The following is a 16,376-nucleotide window of genomic DNA, read 5'->3' as shown; positions in this document are numbered from 1 at the left end:
CGGAAACATCGGATCTATTGATCGGATGTTTACACCGGACGGTAGACCCGCGCAAGAGGCTCGTTACGGGGAGATTTCCTGACTTGCGACGGCTGCCAACGGCGCCCCGACGGCATCGAACGTCGTTTCACCTGCGGAAAGTCCGCGGCTGCCGCCTGCCGAGAGAAGCCGAAGCACCCGCGCTGGGCTGGTCACAAATCAGAAACACTGCGAAAGATGGGTTCTTTCGCGCGCTGCGCGTCAGACCGCCGGGACACGCTGGGAGTGTCATGCCAGACATGGGTGCGAGCAGCGCGTTTCTCGCGATAACACGCAGCATTCATCGGATCACTCGAAACGGTTGGTGGTTTCACCCCTCCCGGCCGAGAGGAGGCGGCCGGGAGGGGGAAACGCCGGGAGGAGCGAGCTCGGTCAGGCAGTGCTTAGCGGCTCAGGAGAGATTCACGTCTGACGGGAGGGCTGCTCGCTCTGACTAGGAGCCTTCGCGGTAGGCGATGGCGGCGGCTTCTGTGCGGCTTGCCGCGCCTAGCTTGGCGAGGATGTTGGAGACGTGGACGCTCGCCGTCTTAGGCGTGATGAACAGTTCCGTGCCGATCTCGCGGTTGGACTTGCCTTTGGCGATCAGGCTCAGCACCTCGCGTTCGCGGTCTGTCAGGGCGGCGAGCGGACTGGTGCCGCCTGCGCCGTTGCCGTGGCCGCCGCGGTTCTCGTGCGCCGGGTCCAGCCGGGCGCGGCGTGCCAGGTCGGCGAGTGCCGCGCCGAGGGGCGCCGCGCCGAGCCGGGACGCGGTGTCGTGCGCCGCACGCCAGACGCCGATGGCCTCATCGCGGCGCCCGGCTTCGACCAGGGCCTCGGCGAGCCGCCACTGGGTGCGCGCCGTCTCGTAGACGAAACCTGGCCCGAACTCGGCGAGAACCTTTTCCCAGGCACCCGGGGAGTTCGACCGCGTGAGGCGAGCGTATTCGGCCTCGCAGCGGGCAAGCCAGCCGCGACCCTCCGGGCCGAGCACCGCCCCGGGTCTGGCGGGGAAGCTGGCGCCCTCCCTGGCCACGGCGAGCAGTGCCTCGCCGGCGGCGGCTTCCGCGTCCGCGCCCGCTGGATCACCGGCCGCCCGCAGTCGCTCCGCACGGTCGGCGCGCGCCCCGAGGGCGATCGCCGTCACCCGGATCACCGACGGACTGTGCGCGGGCCACGCGTCCGCGTCGATCGCGGCCCCCGCCTCCGCCAGGGCGCCCTCGTAATCCCCCTGCCACAGGGCGTGCTCGGCGAGGATGCCGCGCGCGATGTACGCGACGAAGATGTCGTTCCAGAACGGCTCGAGCCAGGTCCGCCGTTCGCCGACCGCCGGGTTGCCGCGGGCCACGTCGACGAACAGCGCCATGGCGGACAGCAGCGCCTCCGCCTGCCTGGTGACCCGGATGGGAAACCCGTCCGCTAGCTCCTGCGCGTGGTCCCAGCATCCGTCGGCGAAGTGTGCCTGGAAATGCAGGTGCTGCAGGTCAAGGCCGAACGGCGCGAGGCCGAGCCCCTCCGCCTCCGCCCATTCCGCACCGCGGTGGGCGACCTCGGCGGCCTCCGCGAGGTCGCCGCGCGACAAGTGCTCCGCAGCCAGGTGGTAGGCGGCCCGCAACCGGACGCCGATTGAACCGGCCGCGCCCGCCTGCTCAATCGCGGCCGTGAACATGCCGATCGCCTCGCCTGAACTACCGGTCCGCAGGGCGAGCTGCCCGGTGGTAGCCAGCGCGTCCGCCTCCATGGAGGTCGACCCGGCGGCGAGGGCCGCCTCCCTGGCACGGTTGGCCCAGTCCCTGGCGTCGTCGTAGCGATGCGCCGCCATCAGCGCGATCGCGTACGTCGCCATGGCACGAGCCCGGTACCAGGTCGGCTCGTTCGGCGTCTCGCGCACGGTCGCCTTGGCCACCTCGAGTGCCTCGATGTACCACTGCGAGCTCTCGCCCTGCAGCAGGTGGTACGCGAGCCGTTCGCCCACCCGGCAGCGCAGCTCGACGTCTTCCGCGGCTTCTGGCTCATCGGGCACCCAACCGCGGATGCGCCGGAGAAGGTGAACGGCGCGGGGCACGTCACCGCTCGCCGCGGCGGCGAGCGCGGACTTCAGGCCGAGCTTGCCGCGCGACGAGCCGGCGATCCGCTCCGCGTCATCAACCCGCGCCCACAGTTCCAGGGCCATGTCGTAGTGGCGGTGCGCCTCCGCGGGGGCGCCGAGGCGCGAGGCCTCGGTGCCCGCACGGACCGAGGCGGCGAACGCGCCGGGAATATCGTGGCTCGCCATGTAGTGGTGCGCGAGCTCCGCGGCGGCCCCGGGAACGCCAGCGAGCAGGCTGGCGAGCTTGGCGTGCAGCCGGGTCCGCTCCCCCGGCATCAGGTCGCCGTAGATGGCCTCGCGCAGCAGCGCATGCCTGAAGCGGAACCCGGCGGGCCCGTCGGGAGCAAGCAACTGCTGGCCTGCCGCCTCGCGTACCGCCTCCTCGTACGCGTCGTCCGCCAGGCCGGAGGCCGCACGCACGAGGTCATCGCCGGCACTGCCGCCGGCGACGGCGGCCGCTCGCAGCACCCGCTGCGCCGCGTCGGACACGCGCTCCACGCGCGACAGCAGCAGCTCGGCTAGGCCGGTGGGCAGCGTGCGGCCCGTGGTGTCCTCAGCGCACCACGACGCGGTCAGCAGTTCCTCCGCGTAGTAGGCGTTCCCCTCCGCTCGCTCCACCAAAGAGTTGACGGTGGCGGCCGACAGGGGTGCCGAGACGTTCGGCACGTCGGACAGGATCTCGGCGAGCGCGGCGGCTGGCAGCGGCCCGAGTTCGACAAGCGCGACCATGGGCAGCCGCAGCAGCTCCGCGATGACGGCGCGCAGCGGGTGACGGCGATGCAGGTCGTCGGTGCGGTACGTGCCGATGATCGCGACGCGCTCGCGGTGCAGCATGCGGGCGAGGAACGTGACCAGGTGCCGCGTGGTGGCGTCGGCCCAGTGCAGGTCCTCGATGACAAGCAGGACCGGGCTCTCGACGGCGAGCTCAGACAGCAGGCTGAGCACGGCGCCGAACATCTGCTGGCGCGCCAGGCCCGCCCAGTCCGCCTCCTCGGCCTGCCCGTCGCCGTCGGGCAGCAGGCGGGACAGCACGGGGCGCGCCTTGACGGCCTTCTCGATGCGCGGCGGCGCGGCGCGGAGCGCGTCCGCGAACGGCAGGTAGGGGACGCTGTCGCCGATCTCGGCGCACTGGCCGCACAGCACGGTGAAGCCGTCACGTTCGGCGATCTGCATCGCCTCGGCGACCAGGCGTGACTTGCCGATGCCCGCATCGCCGCCGACGAGTCCCGTGACCGCGCGGCCCTCCGCGGCGTCGTGCAGGAGGCCGCGCAGCCTGGCCAGCTCCGCGTCTCTGCCTACCAGCGTGCCCATGCCTCCATTATCTGTCGCGGTGCGACATTCCGGCTAACCGATTTAGGCCTGGTCCGGCCGTGCGGGGGCGGGTCGCCGGGGAGAGGATGGTGGTACCGGGTGCGCCGGGGTGAGCAGATGAGTGAGCCGGTGAGAGGTACCCCAAGCCGTTCTGGAGGGAGGTTTAAGGAATTTTCCCGATGATGGACGGCGGGTCTTACTGCGAGCCTGGAGGCAGAACACGGAGGGAGCGCACGATGGAGATGACAGTGCGGCGGATCGCGGGCAAGGTGGCGAACGTCTTTCGGGAGATGCACGAGGGGCAGCGGCGGATGCTGGTGCTGCGGACCGCAATGGACCGCTACCACGAGAACTCCGGAGCCGCGCCCGACACGTATGCCGAATTCCTGCTGCGGACGTCCGGGGTGCTGCTGCACGAGCCGCCGGCGCACAAGCGGCTGCGGAAGCGCGGGCATCTGGCGGTGTAGCGCCGGCTACGTGAGGTCGCTCGCAAGGTCATGCGGTGCGCGCATCCGCCACGCGTCTGTCACCAGCTCGGCCAGCCGGCCTTCGCCGACTTCCGCCAATCGCAGCATCACCAGCGGGAAGCCGTCGTAGCCGGGCGTGGTGAAGAACTTGTCCGGCTCGCCGAGCAGCAGGGCCTGCTTCTCGGCCTCGTCGCCGACGTAGAGCACCGCGATGTCGGTCCTGATGCGCCGCGGCTGACCCGGCAGCCGCTCGGGGTAGGACCAGACGAAGCCCTTGCCGCCGACCCGGAAGTCGAAGCCGTCGCTGTCGATCTCCTCCACGTGCGGCAGGGCAAGCGCCAGGCGGCGCACATCATCGGCGTCAGCCACCGTGGAACCGGTCCGGTCGCGCCATCCGCATGGCAACAGGCTAGCGTTTCGCGGCGGCATTCCGTGCAGATGCGAGGCGACGATGTGTACGATCGGGAGCGAGACTCGTTCGTATCTTCCGAATGTCTGGGCGACTGCCGAACCGATTGGAGTTGCGATGCCTCCTCGATTCCAGCTTGTCATCGACTGCAAGGACCCTGAGCCGCTTGCCCGTTTCTGGGCGGCTGCCCTGGGATACGTGCTCGAGTCGCCTCCCGAGGGCTTCGCGACCTGGGACGACTGGCGAAGGGACATCGGGCTCCCCCACGAATACCTTGGACTCGGGACGGACAGCATCGTCGATCCCCGCGGTGAGGGTCCCCGCATCTGGTTCCGGGTGGAGCCGGCGGCCAATTGGGCAAGAACCGCTTCCACTTCGACGTGCGCGCCAGCGGCGGCAGCTCCGTGGTGGGCAGCAAAGTCCCGTTCGCCACGCGCAAGGAGCGGGTGGACGCCGAGGCCAGGCGGCTGGCGGACCTCGGGGCCACGATCACCGGGGTGCTTGGCGCCGAGGATGGCGAGGATGCCGAGGAGCTCGATCACTACGCGATGGGGATGAAGGATCCAGAGGGCAACGAGTTCGACATCAACTGACGCCGTCGGGTGAGGCTAAGGACGCGGCCATGGTCAGCCATGATCCTCAGCGGGAATGGATGATGCTGGGCGAGGAGCCGGTCGTGCGGACGCCGTGGTTCCGGGTGGGCCTGGCCGACGTCGAGCTTCCTGACGGACGCCGCATTGACCACTACCTGTTCCGCCTGCCTCCGGTCGTGCTCACCGCGATGCAGGACGACCAGGACCGGGTCCTGCTCATCTTGCGGTACCGCTTCATCCCTGGCACGTGGGGCTGGGAACTGCCCTCGGGCCTGGCTGATCCGGCGGAGGACTTCGCGGCCGCCGCGGCGCGCGAGACTCTCAAGGAAACGGGCTGGGAACCGGAGCGCCCGGAGCTTCTGCTGCGGCTTGAGGTCTCGGCTGGACTCACCGACTCGGTCCATCATGTCTACCGGAGTTCCCGTGCCAGGCAACGGGGCGAGCCTGGCTTCGAGACCGTGCGCATGGAGTGGTTTCCGCTTGGCGACCTGTCCGCGATGATCTCCAGCGGCGAGATCCGCGCGGCGAGCACGTCGGCAGCGGTGCTGATGATCGGCAGCGCGCCACCCCCGCGTTAGTCGAGGGCGGGTATTCGAGGGTGCGCGCCGCTGGCGCGGTCAGGCTCTCAGCCCGGCCACGGCAAGCAGTGCCATCACGCCCGCGGCCGTCGCCGCGATCGCGAAGCCGCTGTGCGCGCCGAAGCTGTCCACTGCCCAGCCGGCCACCGCCGCCGCGGCGGCCGCACCCGCCGCGCTTGCCGAGTTCAGCCAGACAAACGCCTGGGTGAGCACGGAACGGTGGACCGCCGATTCGGCGAGCACCGTGCAGAGCACAAGCAGCGGCGGGATCGCCAGCCCGGTCAGCGCGAGCTCGAATCCCAGCTCAACCGGCGAGCCGGCCGCGAGCAACGGCAGGCAACTGGCGGCCAGTGCCGACGCCACCATCGCTAGCTGGATCCTCGCGGGCGTGCGCCAGTGGCGCAGCCCGTACAGCCATCCGGCCAGCAGGCTGGCACAGCTGGACACCGTGAACAGCGCGGCGGCCGCGCTCGCCGCGCCATGCTCGACCGCGAAGGCTGTCACCGAGATCTGCATCGCACCGAAGAAGCAGCCGACGGCCAGGTTCATGCCGGCCAGGATCGCGAAGCGGGGCCGCAGCAGTGAGTGGCTCGCGCCCCTCAGCGGCGCGTCATCATCGGATGCCGATGCCGATGCCGACGCCGACGCCGACGCCGACGGCGACGGCGACGACGACGTCGATGCCGACGCCGGTGCGGTACGGCGCTGCCCGGCAAAGCACAGTCCGCCGGCCACCACCAAGGTGGCGGCTAGCACCGTGCCTGCCGCCGGGTACCCGCTGTTGCCGAGGATGCTGACCAGGGCCGGGCCGGCCAGGTAGGCCAGCTCGTTGGCCAGCGATTCCAGCGCAAACGCGGTAGGCAGCGCCGCGGCTCGCCCGTCGCGTAGCAGCGCCGCCCAGCGGGCCGCGGACAGCGCACCAAGCTGCGGGATGGTGGCACCGGCCAGCACCCCGCTCGCCGCCATCAGCCAGCCGGGGGCGCCCGCGGTGACCACGGTAAGCAGCTCGGTCACCGCTCCGCCGTGTGCCAGCAGGGCGGGCACCAGTACCCGGCTCTGGCCGAAGCGGTCCATGAGCCGGGCCAGTTGCGGTCCCGCCATCGCCTCGGCGAGGGCGAAGCCCCCGGTCACCAGCCCGGCCGTGGCGTAGGAGCCGGTCTTCGCGTGTACTAGCCAGACGATGCCCAAGCTGGTCATCGCGATCCCGATGCGGCCGACGGCCCCTGTCAGGAAGAAGAGCGCGGCACCGGGAGTACGCAGCAACGTGCGATAGGACGCCGACGACATGATGTGTCCCATTCGCTGCGGGCGGGGCGGACCACCAGGTCGTCGGCGTCCGGATTTACCGACCCGTGGTCATCGCCTGGAACCATCCACTGGTGGCGTGGAGCGGGGACACGCGCCGCACGCCGGTTCCATCACCGAGCAGAAGTCTTTCGAGCCTTCTCGGCTGGTCTCTCGTTGAGACATGACAAGCGTATCGCGCCCCGCCGCGGTCTAGGTCTCATATTTGGTGGGGGTGGTGACGTGCGTGCGGCCGGACGGCAGCGTCCAGCGGGTGACGCCAGGTGCGGATTGCCTGGCGGTCCAGTCGGGTGCCTGCTTCGCGCGATGGTGCGTCCTGCAGCGCGGGGCGAGGTTGCACTGGTCGGTGGGCCCGCCGGGCCACGGCACGGTGTGGTCTAGGTCGGTGCTGGCGGCCGGGTTCTGGCAACCGGGGGCGTCGCAGGTCGCGCTGCGGGCGCGGACCAGATGCCGCAGCGCGCGGCTTGGGCTGTAGTGGTCTTCGGCGGCCGCGTGGTCGCAGTTGCCCCGGGTGACGGGGATGAGGGTGAGGTTGAGGCGGCCCAGAAGCTCGGCCAGCTGTGCTGGCGGCGGGCGGGTCTGCAGGTTGTCGAGCAGTCGGGGCCGCGGGCCGCGAGCGCAGCCGTGCGCGAGCGCGGTGCCGTCCGGCCCGGTCAGTGTGACGCACCAGCGGGTCTGCGGATGCATCGCCGCTGCGGCGGCGACCGCGCGGGCGTCTTCGACGTCAAGCAGCCCCCAGGAGCCGGCCTGTGCCGGCGCAGTGGACAAGCCCAGCAGCGTCCCGGCGGGGACCAGGAGGTTGATGAGAGCCGGGACGGGCGGCGGGTCGGCGGGCGCGGATTGGTCAGCCGCTGGCTGGATCCTGTTCAGCGGGTCGCGTCCCTGAGTGAGGTCGGTCAGCGCCAGGGCCCGCAGCTGGTCCAGGCTGCCGTCCAGCCCCGAAGCACGCAACCGGGACGCGACCGCGTCCAGGTAGGCCTTCGACGCGAGCACGTCGGCGACATCCAGCTCCCGTCCGGCCAGGCTCGCGTTGCCTGAGGCCTCCCGGCGGACGTCCACCCGCTGGTTGTCCCGCCGCGCCTGCTCCCTGCGGGCCTTGACGGCGGCGGGGTTGAGTTTCATTTCCAGCGCGGCGGCCTTGCGGGCTAGTTGCTCGGCCCGCAGCTCCGGTGCCGCCTCCGCCAGGATCTCATCCGCTCGTGCTGTGTCGGCGGGATCAAGGCTCCGGGTGTACATGGCGATCCAGCCGGCCCGCGCGGCGTCGACCAACCCGGCGGCCATGCCGGTCAGGGTACGCGGCAACCGGGAGATGAGGTCGATGGCGTCGTCGATCAGGTGCGCGGCCTCCGCGCGGCTGACCGTCAGCTCGACGGACAGCTCCTCGCCAGGGAAGCCGCCAGGCGCGCACCCGGCAGGGACACCGCGCCGCAGCGCGTCATCGAACTCGGCCTGCCGACGGCGGCCGAACTCGGCGGCGGCCAGGACCTGCTTGTACTGCTCTCGCGCCAGCTGGCGCTGAGTGGCCCGCAGCACGCCGACGAGCTCGTTGTCGGACAGGGAAGTCACGTCGGCGACGGCCTGCTCGGTCAGCGCGGCGAGCAATGGGCCAGGTGGCAGGGCGTCCGCGGCGCCGTCCTCGGCGAACAGCGGGCCGCAGAGGTCCCGCTCCTCGGGCTCGGCGTCCCACGGTTCCGCAGCGCAGCGGGCCGAGGCCTCTGAGGCGGGATCGCGGCCCGCGGCGGCCTCCCGCTCCAGCCACGCCACATACTCTGCCCACTCCACGTCCCCGTCATCGACAGCGTTCGGCGGCGGACCGGGACGGACCGGCCCGTGACTGTCAGGATCGCCCATGAGCCGAACCTCCTCCCGGATGATCGCAGCCGCGAAGCTTTACATGCGAACATCGTATCGAGCGAGGCTGACATTCCAGTGACCCGCTTCGAATTGCCAGCGCCGCCGTTACGCGTAGGTGCGCAGGACGCGCAGGGCGGTGGCACCATGCGCGCCGGTGGCCCTGAGGCCTGACGCCGCCGGGTCCAGGCGCTGGGCGGCCACCCGGCAGAACGCTCCCGCCGACCCGCTGATCTCCGATTCAGCGTCCTCGCGCCCGAAGGTCCACGCGGTCACCCCATCCGGTGCCGTCAGCGAGCAGCGCACCGCGGCAGGCTCCTGGCCGGCGAGCGAGAAGGCGTACGGCAGCGTCCGGTGCGCGAGCCACGCGATGTGCCGCAGCCGGCTGGTATCGGGAAAGTCAATGCCGAGCGGTCCGGTGATGTCCAGGCCGTGCGCCCAGTGCTCGGCTAGGCGCGTCGTGGCCAGGGTGGCTGGCTTGACCGGCCCGGTCACCCACTCCAGCGTCACCTGCGGGTCGGCGGCGCGCAGCGCGTGCACCGCGGCGTCTCGTGCCCGCCGCCACCTGGAGAAAACTTGCGCCGCCGCGGTCCGTTCCGCGGCCACCATCTGGGCTGCCCAGTCATCGACCGTGCCCGCCGCGGCGGTGGCTGCCCTGGGGCTCGAACCGCCCGCGGTGGCCACGACGCCCTCCTCGGACTGGGCCAGGTGCAGCACCACGTCGGCGACCGACCAGCCGCTCGCACCGGACTCCGTCAGCCACTGCTCCTCGGTCAGCGGGCCGAGGATGCCCTCTAGCCGCGCCGTCTCCTCGGCATAGTCGTCAATGACCGCATCTGTCACCCGGGCCTCCCAGCGACGTGAGCCTCACGGCCCTGCCATGCTGTCAGAAACCATGCGCAGGATTTCCTCGAATGCCTCTACGTTGCCCATCGCGTCGTTGACGGGATTGTGGTCGTGGGCTGTCCTTCGCAACCGCTTCCAGCTCTGTGTGTCGCTCCAGTTCCGGTTGAGCCCGGCCCAGAAGTCGCCGATGCGGCGGGCGGAGTGCCCAAACGGGTTATCCAGTCCGGCCCGGTCGAACATGCCGGCAATCCACTGCCAGTCATAGGCGGGGTTGTCGCTCACGAAGACCGGGGGTGTGCTGCCGAGGTGCGCGTACAGCCAGGCCGCGAAGCTCCCGGCGACTTCCGCATCGGTGGCCACGCGCTCGCCGACGATGCTGACCGCCGGGTTGGCCGGGTCCGGCGTCGCCTCGAACAGGCGCCCGTGGAACGTGTCACGCGTGTCGTAGTGAACGGCCCCGAACTCAGTCAGCACTCCGTACACCGGGCTGGTACCGCGAGCCTCGCAGTCGACGAATATCCATGGTGTCTTCTTGCTCATCCTGCCCCATTATCTCGGGTGCGGGCTGACTGCTCCAAGCCGGCTGCTACCCGAGATCGGCGCTGAACATCTCCTCGGGTACGCCAGTGACCTCGATCTGGCGCCAGATCGAGGTCCAGCCGGGCAACTCGTGGTAGCGCCGCAACTCGGCGAGCCCGGCCAGCCAGCCGGCCCAACCCGGGTACGGCGGGTTGGCGGGGTCGAAGCCGCTCTGCACCGAGGTGAGCCGGGTCTTGCCGTCCGACCCCTCAAGCTCCCAGCTCGCGGTGAGGCCGTCGGCGAACCGCAGCGTCGCCTTGCGACCCGGCTCGAACTCGACGAACTTGACCCCTCCCGGGTCCACATCGAAGCCGCCCATCGCGAAGCGGCCGCCCACATAGGGCTCGATTTCCACGTTCGCGCCGGACCACCGGCAGAACTGCTCCGTCTGGGTCATCGACTCGAACACCGCCTCCGGTGCCGCGTCGATCACCACTTCCGCGCGCAGGTCGGCCGACGTGAAGTCGCACTTCGGGGTCAGCGCACGACCGGCCAGGTAGTCCGCCAGGTTCGCGATCGCCAACGTCCAGAACGTCTGCAACGCCCCACGGGCGCCGGCCGTGTCGGCCAGTATCGCTTCGAAGCTCGGCAGGTCGGTCTGGCTCAGCGTGACCAGCGTGCCGTCCTCCTCCTCGTCGAGCCGGAACTCGGACGTGGTCTCGACCCCGTCGACAGTCCAGGCGAACCGGATGGTGCGCTCGTCCACGTACAGGACGCGCTGGTGCGGCTCGGCGCCGTCCGGCGTATAGCGGCCCCAGAACTCGTACTTGCCTGGCAACTCCACGTCGGCGTGTTCGGCCAGCCAGACGCGCAGCGCGGCCGGGTCGGTCAACGCCTCGTACACGGTCTTGGGCGGGGCCGGAACGAACGCGCGCAGGCGCAGGTCAGGCTGCTCGATCATCGGGATCTCCCTTCGGATAGCAGGCAACGGCCAGACGGAACGCGTCGCCCTCGGAACCGCCGTAGCGGGTGAACAGGTCCTGCAGCGTCCGCTGCAACTCGTCGAGGAACGCCGTGCGCTGCTCCGGGCGGACCCGGATGTCCCCGGACATGCCGATCGAAGGCAGGTCGGGCCGGGTGAGGTCGAGCGCGGCGATGTCCGCCTGCACGTCCTCCATCAGGTCAAGCAGGTAGCCGAGGCTTACCCGGTCGCGCGTCTGGCGCAGCCCGATCCGGCCGACCAGGCGCGGTGACAGCCAGTAGGACCGGCCGGCCGCCTGGTAGATCCCTTCGTTGATCCCGCGCACCCGGCGCTCGGCCACCTGGCGCACCAGGCTGGCCTCAGCCAGGCGCTTCACGTGGTAGTAGACCCGCTGCGGTGTCTGGTCGAGCTCGACCGCGACCTCGGTGCACGACCTGGGCTCGGCGAGCTGCCGCAGCACTTCGATCCGCTGCGGCTTGAGCAGGGCCTCAGCCTGCTCGATCTGGTCGAGGTAGACGACATCTCTCATTGCGAAAACTACTCTTTACGTAAAACCGATTTTTGTCAATCGTGTGATCGAGTACCTACGGACGATCGCCGCGTCCCTCTCCTCCTAGGGGCGTACGCCGGCCGCGGCAGCCGCCTATCACTTTGTGCATAGGTGAGCCGCCGGACAGTGGCCCGACGGCCGACTCCCCGCGGACGTCCCGGCTCCTAGCGTGGACAGTGGCGGACGAGATACCGCCACGTCGGGAGGAAAGCGACATGATCGAGGTACAGAACCTCACCAAGCGGTACGGGGAGAAGGTGGCGGTTGACGGCCTGACCTTCACGGTCCAGCCGGGGACGGTGACCGGGTTCCTCGGCCCGAACGGGGCAGGCAAGTCGACAACGATGCGGATGATCGCGGGGCTCGACCAGCCGACCGCCGGCCGGGTGCTGGTGAACGGCCGTGACTACCGCGCGGCGACCGCCCCCATGGCCGAGCTGGGCATCATGCTTGAGGCAAGGGCGGTGCACACCGGGCGCTCGGCGCGCAATCACCTGCTTGCCCTCGCGCAGACGAACGGGATCGGCAGGCACCGCGTCGATGAGGTGATCCGCCTGGTCGGCCTGACCGATGTGGCGGGCAAGCGGGTCGGCGGCTTCTCGCTCGGCATGGGCCAGCGGCTCGGCATCGCCGCGGCGCTGCTCGGCAGCCCGCGCGTCGTCGTACTCGACGAGCCGGTCAACGGCCTCGACCCGGAGGGGGTGCTGTGGGTCAGGAACCTGCTCAAGGCACTCGCCAACGACGGGCACACCGTTTTCGTCTCCTCGCACCTGATGAGCGAAATGGCGCTGACCGCCACCCGGCTTGTCGTCGTCGGCCGGGGCAGGCTGATCGCCGACACCACCGTCGAGGAGTTCACCGCGCTGGCCGGCGAGCGCAGCGTCAGCGTGCGCACGCCACAGCCGTCCGAGCTGCGCGACGTCCTGCTCGGCCCTGGGATCACGGTGACCACCGAGACCCCTGGCCTGCTTGTCGTCGAGGGCCTCACCGCGGAGCAGATCGGCACCGCGGCGTGGCAGGCACATCTGCCCGTGTTTGAGCTGAGCGCCAACGAGGCGTCACTAGAGGAGGCATTCATGCAGCTCACCGAGGGATCGGTAGACTACCGCTCCAGTGAGCCGGTCATGACGGGAGCGGTCCTATGAGCGTCCTGACCGAAGTACCCGCCACCAGGGAAGCAAGCCTCCAGGTCACCCAGGCCCGGGTGCTCCGTTCCGAGTGGACGAAGTTCCGCTCCCTGCGGTCCACCGTCTGGACGCTGCTGACCGCGCTTGTCCTGATGATCGGCATCGGCGCGCTGTTCTCCGCGGTGAACGCCAGCCAGTACCACACGTTCAGCGCGGCGCAGCAGGCCTCCTTCGACCCGGTTTCCACGAGCCTGACCGGCACCGCCTTCGCGGTCATCGCGTTCGGGGTGCTCGGCGTCCTCATGACAAGCGGCGAGTACGGCACAGGCATGATCAGGTCTTCGCTTACCGTCGTGCCGCGCCGCCTGCCCGTGTTGTGGGCCAAGCTTGGCGTGTTCGCGGGAGTGGTGCTCACGGTCTCGATGGCCGCCAGCTTCGCCGCGTTCTGGATCGGGCAGGCACTGCTCAGCAGTCATCACCTCGGCGTGTCCCTCAGCGCGCCTGGCGCACTGCGGTCGGTCGTGGGGGCCGCGCTGTACATCACGGTAGCCGGGCTGATCGGGGTGGCGCTCGGCGCGCTGCTGCGCAGCACCGCCGCGGGCATCGCCACCTTCGCGGGCGTGTTCTTCGTCCTTCCGCCGCTGGCCGGCCTGCTGCCCTCATCGATACGCGACCACCTGGTGCAGTACCTGCCGTCCAACGCCGGCTCCGCGCTCTGGGGCGGCGTGCAGGATGCGGGCAACGTGCTATCGCCCTGGGCGGGCTTCGCGGTGCTATGCGGGTACGCAGCTGTCCTCGTCACCGCCGCCGCGTGGCGGCTACGGCACAGCGACGCGTGAAAATGACCGGCACGACCTCCAGGTACCCGGCCCACCGCACGGCGGCGGGCCGGGTATCGGACGTGCTGGCGGTGCTGGCGGCCATGGCCTCGGCGGTCCCCGCGGCGCAGCACGGTGAGACACGCCCAAGCAACGCGGTCGTCGCCGTCGCCGTATTGGCGGCGATCCCGCTCGCGGCACGCCGCCGCTGGCCGGTCCCGGTCTTCGCCTGCGTGCTCGCCCTGAGCCTGGCCACCGCGCTGTGGGACAGCTTCCGCGCGGTCAACGGGCTGGCCTTGCTGATCGCGCTGTATACCGTCGCATCGCTGCGTCCGCGGCGCGAAGCCCTGGCGTGCACCGCGGCCCTGTTCGCGCTCATCGTCTCCATCGCCTTCTGGCAGGCGGGCGGCGCCTTCTGGTACGACGGCATTTTCGTCTGCGGGCTGTTCGTCGCAGCACTTGGCCTCGGCCTCTACTCCGCCACCAGGCGGGCCTACCTCGCCGAGCTGACCGACCGGGCAGACCGCCTGGAACGGGAACGAGACCAGCAGGTCGCGCTGGCCGCCGCGGCCGAGCGCGCCAGGATCGCACGGGAGATGCACGACATCGTGGCGCACAACCTGACGGTGATGGTGACCCTGAGCGAAGCGGCCGCCGCCTCCGTGCCAGGAGCGCCGCAGCGGTCGGCGGAGATCATGCGCGACGTGTCCACGGTCGGCCGGGGCGCGCTGGCAGACACGCGCCGCCTGCTGGGCGTGCTACGCCAGGATCCCGCTGCGCCCGCCGCCGGCGACCTGCGGCCGGTACCCGGCCTCGCCCAGCTCGACGAGCTCGTCGGCCAGGTCAGGTCCGCGGGCCTGGACACGACGCTGGAGATCAGCGGCCGGGTGCCTGGCCTGTCCGAGGGCCTACAGCTCACCGTGTACCGCCTGGTCCAGGAGGCGCTGACCAACACGCTCAAGCACGCCGGGCCGGGCGCCCACGCGACGGTGCGGCTGCACTTCCAGCCGGGACAATTGCGCGTGGACATCCGCGATGACGGCACCGGTCATGAGGGCACACCGTGGCGAGACTCGGGCAGTGGCCTGCTCGGCATGCGCGAACGCGTCCGCGCCTTCGGCGGCAACGTCGAGGCCGGGCCGCTCGAACCGCATGGCTGGCAGGTTTCCGCGCGGCTGGATCTGGACGCCGCATGATCCGGGTCCTGCTCGCCGACGACCAGGCGCTGCTCCGCATGGGCTTCCGGATGATCCTCGAGGCCCAGGCCGACATCGAGGTGGTCGGCGAGGCAAGCGACGGAGCCGCCGCCATCAGCATGACGAGGGCCCTGCGCCCGGATGTCGTGCTGATGGATGTCCGGATGCCTGGCATGGACGGGATCCAGGCGACCGACGCCGTCCGGACCGCGTTCCCGGAGACCCGGGTCCTCATCCTGACCACCTATGACCTGGACGAGTACGTCTTCGCCGGGCTCAAGGCCGGCGCGAGCGGCTTCCTGCTCAAGGACGCGCCGCCGGAGGAACTGCTGACGGCGATACGCACCGTCGCCGAGGGCGAGGCAGTCCTCGCGCCGACCGCGACCCGGCGGCTCATCGACCAGTTCGTCCCCATGCTGCCCGACCCGGCCCAGCGCAACGACCGGCAGGAGCTGGTTGCCAGGCTCACCGAGCGGGAAAGGGCCGTCTTCACGCTGATCGCAACCGGGAAATCGAACCGGGAGATCGCCGCGGAGCTGCACCTGTCCGAGGGCACCGTCAAGGTGCACGTCGGGCGGATACTTGCCAAGCTAGAGCTGCGCGACCGCGTCCAGGCGGTCGTCCTCGCCTACGAGTCGGGCATCATCACGCCGGGCAGTTGACGGAATCCTGATCCGTGGGAGTCCGTCGCCATCCTGGGGTTAGTGCACCGTGGCAGGTGTCCAGTGGCTGCCGGCGTCACTGGTGAGCCTCACCTGCTTGGTGTAGACGCCTTGCTGAATGATCACACCGAAGGTGCCAACTACGGCGGTGGCCAGCAGGGACGAGCCCGCGTTGGCCGCGCCAGCCGCGGCGGCCAGGCTCGGGCTCTCGCGCCAGCTGCCGCCACGGTTACTTGAGATGTACACGTCCATCCTGCCGCCGGACAGGAAGACCGTCCCGGCCGGGCTCATGATCGCGCGGCCCAGGTAGCCGCCGAGCGGCGGGCTGGCAACCTGGCGCCAGCTGCGCCCGCCATCTCGCGAGACGTAGGCCACCTTGAACTGGCTGCCCGCGCCTGGCTCACTGCCGCATCCCAGGAACAGCCAGCCGCCCGCCGCGGCGAGCACCCCGGAGAAGGCGCCGACGCAGGGCCGCGGCAGCGGCAGCGGGCGCCAGGGCGCCGCACCCGTCACCGGTCCGGCGAGCAGCACGGGCTTGCCCGGGCCCCGGCTGATCGCGAGCAGGTAGCCGGCTGAACCGGAAACCGCGAGCTGCACCGACGGCAGGGAGCCGCTGGCTCTCGTCGTCGCGGTACCGGGAAGTGGCCGCCAGGGCCCCCGGCCACCGCGAAGTCCGCTACCGGCCCGGGTACGCCCAGCTGCCGCCAGGTGGCGCCGCCATCCGTCGTGCGCCACAGGTCGGGGCCGAACGCCTAGCCGTCGCCCGCGCTGGTTAACAGGATCCAGCCGACGCCGTCCCGGGGCGGGCTTGACTGAAACATGTCCGCGGGCGGCGCCGACGGAGCGGGCACCGCGTACCAGGTCTGCCCTCCGTTGACGGTCTCGCGCATCAGCACCGTGGTCCGGCACCAGTTCACCTGGTTGCACGGGAGCTCAGCAAGCACCCAGCCTCTGGACGGCGACACGAAGCTGGCCGACCGGACCACCGATCTGTTTCGCCGACCTGGCTGCTACCGCCGGCGCACTGGTCCGCACCGTGGCCCTCTTTGCGCCACCGG

Annotated in this window: 17 protein-coding genes and 1 pseudogene; 8 read left to right on the top strand and 10 right to left on the bottom strand. The window is 70.6% G+C overall.

All coding sequences use genetic code 11. The annotated features are described in order from the left end of the window. Window positions 1-472: 472 nt before the first annotated feature. A complete protein-coding gene (locus tag EAS64_RS46900) occupies window positions 473-3,415 on the bottom strand; it encodes a helix-turn-helix transcriptional regulator (RefSeq protein WP_145857912.1) in 2,943 nt (980 codons plus the stop codon). A 236-nt stretch (window positions 3,416-3,651) separates the two neighbouring features. On the opposite strand from EAS64_RS46900, the gene EAS64_RS28350 reads away from it, so the two are divergent. Next, window positions 3,652-3,882, top strand: coding sequence for a hypothetical protein (locus EAS64_RS28350; RefSeq protein WP_145857910.1), 231 nt, complete (start codon window positions 3,652-3,654; stop codon window positions 3,880-3,882). 6 nt (window positions 3,883-3,888) lie between these two features. On the opposite strand, the gene EAS64_RS28345 is transcribed toward EAS64_RS28350, so the two are convergent. Continuing rightward, window positions 3,889-4,251 (bottom strand): MmcQ/YjbR family DNA-binding protein, encoded by a 363-nt coding sequence (locus EAS64_RS28345; protein WP_187366234.1) that lies wholly within the window; start codon window positions 4,249-4,251, stop codon window positions 3,889-3,891. 82 nt (window positions 4,252-4,333) lie between these two features. Here EAS64_RS28345 and EAS64_RS47640 point away from each other — a divergent pair. The 3 genes and pseudogenes from EAS64_RS47640 to EAS64_RS28335 form a co-directional block, all read left to right on the top strand. Beyond that, window positions 4,334-4,618: pseudogene (locus tag EAS64_RS47640) on the top strand (VOC family protein); the annotation flags it as partial. 26 nt (window positions 4,619-4,644) lie between these two features. Then, window positions 4,645-4,884, top strand: coding sequence for a VOC family protein (locus tag EAS64_RS46895; protein WP_222849673.1), 240 nt, complete (start codon window positions 4,645-4,647; stop codon window positions 4,882-4,884). A 29-nt stretch (window positions 4,885-4,913) separates the two neighbouring features. Then, the gene (locus tag EAS64_RS28335; protein ID WP_222849672.1) at window positions 4,914-5,462 is read left to right on the top strand and encodes an NUDIX domain-containing protein; all 549 of its coding nucleotides are present in this window, start codon (window positions 4,914-4,916) and stop codon (window positions 5,460-5,462) included. 39 nt (window positions 5,463-5,501) lie between these two features. Here the strand turns inward: EAS64_RS28335 and EAS64_RS28330 are convergent, their stop codons facing one another. The 6 genes from EAS64_RS28330 to EAS64_RS28305 form a co-directional block, all read right to left on the bottom strand. Next, window positions 5,502-6,749, bottom strand: a complete 1,248-nt coding sequence (locus tag EAS64_RS28330) for an MFS transporter (RefSeq protein WP_145857906.1) — start codon at window positions 6,747-6,749, stop codon at window positions 5,502-5,504. Between the two features lie 210 nt (window positions 6,750-6,959). Continuing rightward, entirely contained in the window at window positions 6,960-8,618 is a 1,659-nt protein-coding gene (locus tag EAS64_RS28325) for an HNH endonuclease signature motif containing protein (protein WP_145857904.1), read from the bottom strand. A 108-nt stretch (window positions 8,619-8,726) separates the two neighbouring features. Further along, window positions 8,727-9,461 carry a maleylpyruvate isomerase family mycothiol-dependent enzyme gene (locus tag EAS64_RS28320; RefSeq protein ID WP_222849671.1) on the bottom strand — a complete coding sequence of 245 codons (735 nt, stop codon included), beginning with the start codon at window positions 9,459-9,461 and terminating at the stop codon, window positions 8,727-8,729. A gap of 24 nt (window positions 9,462-9,485) precedes the next feature. Further along, window positions 9,486-10,004 carry a 3'-5' exonuclease family protein gene (locus tag EAS64_RS28315; RefSeq protein ID WP_145857903.1) on the bottom strand — a complete coding sequence of 173 codons (519 nt, stop codon included), beginning with the start codon at window positions 10,002-10,004 and terminating at the stop codon, window positions 9,486-9,488. Between the two features lie 46 nt (window positions 10,005-10,050). Further along, on the bottom strand, window positions 10,051-10,944 hold the full coding sequence (locus EAS64_RS28310) for an SRPBCC family protein (RefSeq protein WP_222849670.1): 894 nt from the start codon (window positions 10,942-10,944) through the stop codon (window positions 10,051-10,053). Further along, on the bottom strand, window positions 10,928-11,494 hold the full coding sequence (locus tag EAS64_RS28305) for a winged helix-turn-helix domain-containing protein (RefSeq protein ID WP_145857901.1): 567 nt from the start codon (window positions 11,492-11,494) through the stop codon (window positions 10,928-10,930). The genes EAS64_RS28310 and EAS64_RS28305 overlap by 17 nt, the downstream gene beginning before the upstream one ends. A 236-nt stretch (window positions 11,495-11,730) precedes the next feature. Between EAS64_RS28305 and EAS64_RS28300 the strand changes: the two genes are divergently transcribed. Genes EAS64_RS28300 through EAS64_RS28285 form a run of 4 tightly spaced genes read left to right on the top strand, consistent with a single transcriptional unit; the run spans window position 11,731 to window position 15,318 of the window. Continuing rightward, the gene (locus EAS64_RS28300; RefSeq protein WP_145857899.1) at window positions 11,731-12,660 is read left to right on the top strand and encodes an ABC transporter ATP-binding protein; all 930 of its coding nucleotides are present in this window, start codon (window positions 11,731-11,733) and stop codon (window positions 12,658-12,660) included. Next, window positions 12,657-13,481: an ABC transporter permease gene (locus EAS64_RS28295; RefSeq protein WP_145857897.1), complete on the top strand. Its 825-nt coding sequence runs from the start codon at window positions 12,657-12,659 to the stop codon at window positions 13,479-13,481. Before EAS64_RS28300 ends, EAS64_RS28295 begins: the two co-directional genes overlap by 4 nt. Before the next feature lie 2 nt (window positions 13,482-13,483). Continuing rightward, entirely contained in the window at window positions 13,484-14,656 is a 1,173-nt protein-coding gene (locus tag EAS64_RS28290) for a sensor histidine kinase (RefSeq protein ID WP_145857894.1), read from the top strand. Further along, entirely contained in the window at window positions 14,653-15,318 is a 666-nt protein-coding gene (locus EAS64_RS28285) for a response regulator (protein WP_145857892.1), read from the top strand. The genes EAS64_RS28290 and EAS64_RS28285 overlap by 4 nt, the downstream gene beginning before the upstream one ends. Before the next feature lie 39 nt (window positions 15,319-15,357). Here EAS64_RS28285 and EAS64_RS28280 read toward each other — a convergent pair whose 3' ends face one another. Together EAS64_RS28280 and EAS64_RS28275 are read right to left on the bottom strand one after the other, a co-directional pair. After that, window positions 15,358-15,915, bottom strand: coding sequence for a WD40/YVTN/BNR-like repeat-containing protein (locus EAS64_RS28280; RefSeq protein ID WP_145857890.1), 558 nt, complete (start codon window positions 15,913-15,915; stop codon window positions 15,358-15,360). A 155-nt stretch (window positions 15,916-16,070) separates the two neighbouring features. Then, a complete protein-coding gene (locus tag EAS64_RS28275; RefSeq protein WP_145857888.1) occupies window positions 16,071-16,262 on the bottom strand; it encodes a hypothetical protein in 192 nt (63 codons plus the stop codon). Window positions 16,263-16,376: the final 114 nt, after the last annotated feature.

This window comes from Trebonia kvetii, from assembly GCF_007827045.1.
GTDB lineage: Bacteria > Actinomycetota > Actinomycetes > Streptosporangiales > Streptosporangiaceae > Trebonia > Trebonia kvetii.
Note: the sequence above shows the minus strand (reverse complement) of the source record. Positions and strands in the feature narration are given on the sequence as shown.

What these genes read in the sequence shown, in the direction of transcription:
- EAS64_RS28290 (WP_145857894.1), top strand. Translation starts at nt 13,484, where the DNA reads ATGACCGGCACGACCTCCAGGTACCCGGCCCACCGCACGGCGGCGGGC.
- EAS64_RS28300 (WP_145857899.1), top strand. Translation starts at nt 11,731, where the DNA reads ATGATCGAGGTACAGAACCTCACCAAGCGGTACGGGGAGAAGGTGGCG.
- EAS64_RS28315 (WP_145857903.1), bottom strand. Translation starts at nt 10,004, where the DNA reads ATGAGCAAGAAGACACCATGGATATTCGTCGACTGCGAGGCTCGCGGT.
- EAS64_RS46900 (WP_145857912.1), bottom strand. Translation starts at nt 3,415, where the DNA reads ATGGGCACGCTGGTAGGCAGAGACGCGGAGCTGGCCAGGCTGCGCGGC.
- EAS64_RS28285 (WP_145857892.1), top strand. Translation starts at nt 14,653, where the DNA reads ATGATCCGGGTCCTGCTCGCCGACGACCAGGCGCTGCTCCGCATGGGC.
- EAS64_RS28295 (WP_145857897.1), top strand. Translation starts at nt 12,657, where the DNA reads ATGAGCGTCCTGACCGAAGTACCCGCCACCAGGGAAGCAAGCCTCCAG.
- EAS64_RS28330 (WP_145857906.1), bottom strand. Translation starts at nt 6,749, where the DNA reads ATGTCGTCGGCGTCCTATCGCACGTTGCTGCGTACTCCCGGTGCCGCG.
- EAS64_RS28335 (WP_222849672.1), top strand. Translation starts at nt 4,914, where the DNA reads ATGGTCAGCCATGATCCTCAGCGGGAATGGATGATGCTGGGCGAGGAG.
- EAS64_RS28310 (WP_222849670.1), bottom strand. Translation starts at nt 10,944, where the DNA reads ATGATCGAGCAGCCTGACCTGCGCCTGCGCGCGTTCGTTCCGGCCCCG.
- EAS64_RS28350 (WP_145857910.1), top strand. Translation starts at nt 3,652, where the DNA reads ATGGAGATGACAGTGCGGCGGATCGCGGGCAAGGTGGCGAACGTCTTT.
- EAS64_RS28305 (WP_145857901.1), bottom strand. Translation starts at nt 11,494, where the DNA reads ATGAGAGATGTCGTCTACCTCGACCAGATCGAGCAGGCTGAGGCCCTG.
- EAS64_RS28325 (WP_145857904.1), bottom strand. Translation starts at nt 8,618, where the DNA reads ATGGGCGATCCTGACAGTCACGGGCCGGTCCGTCCCGGTCCGCCGCCG.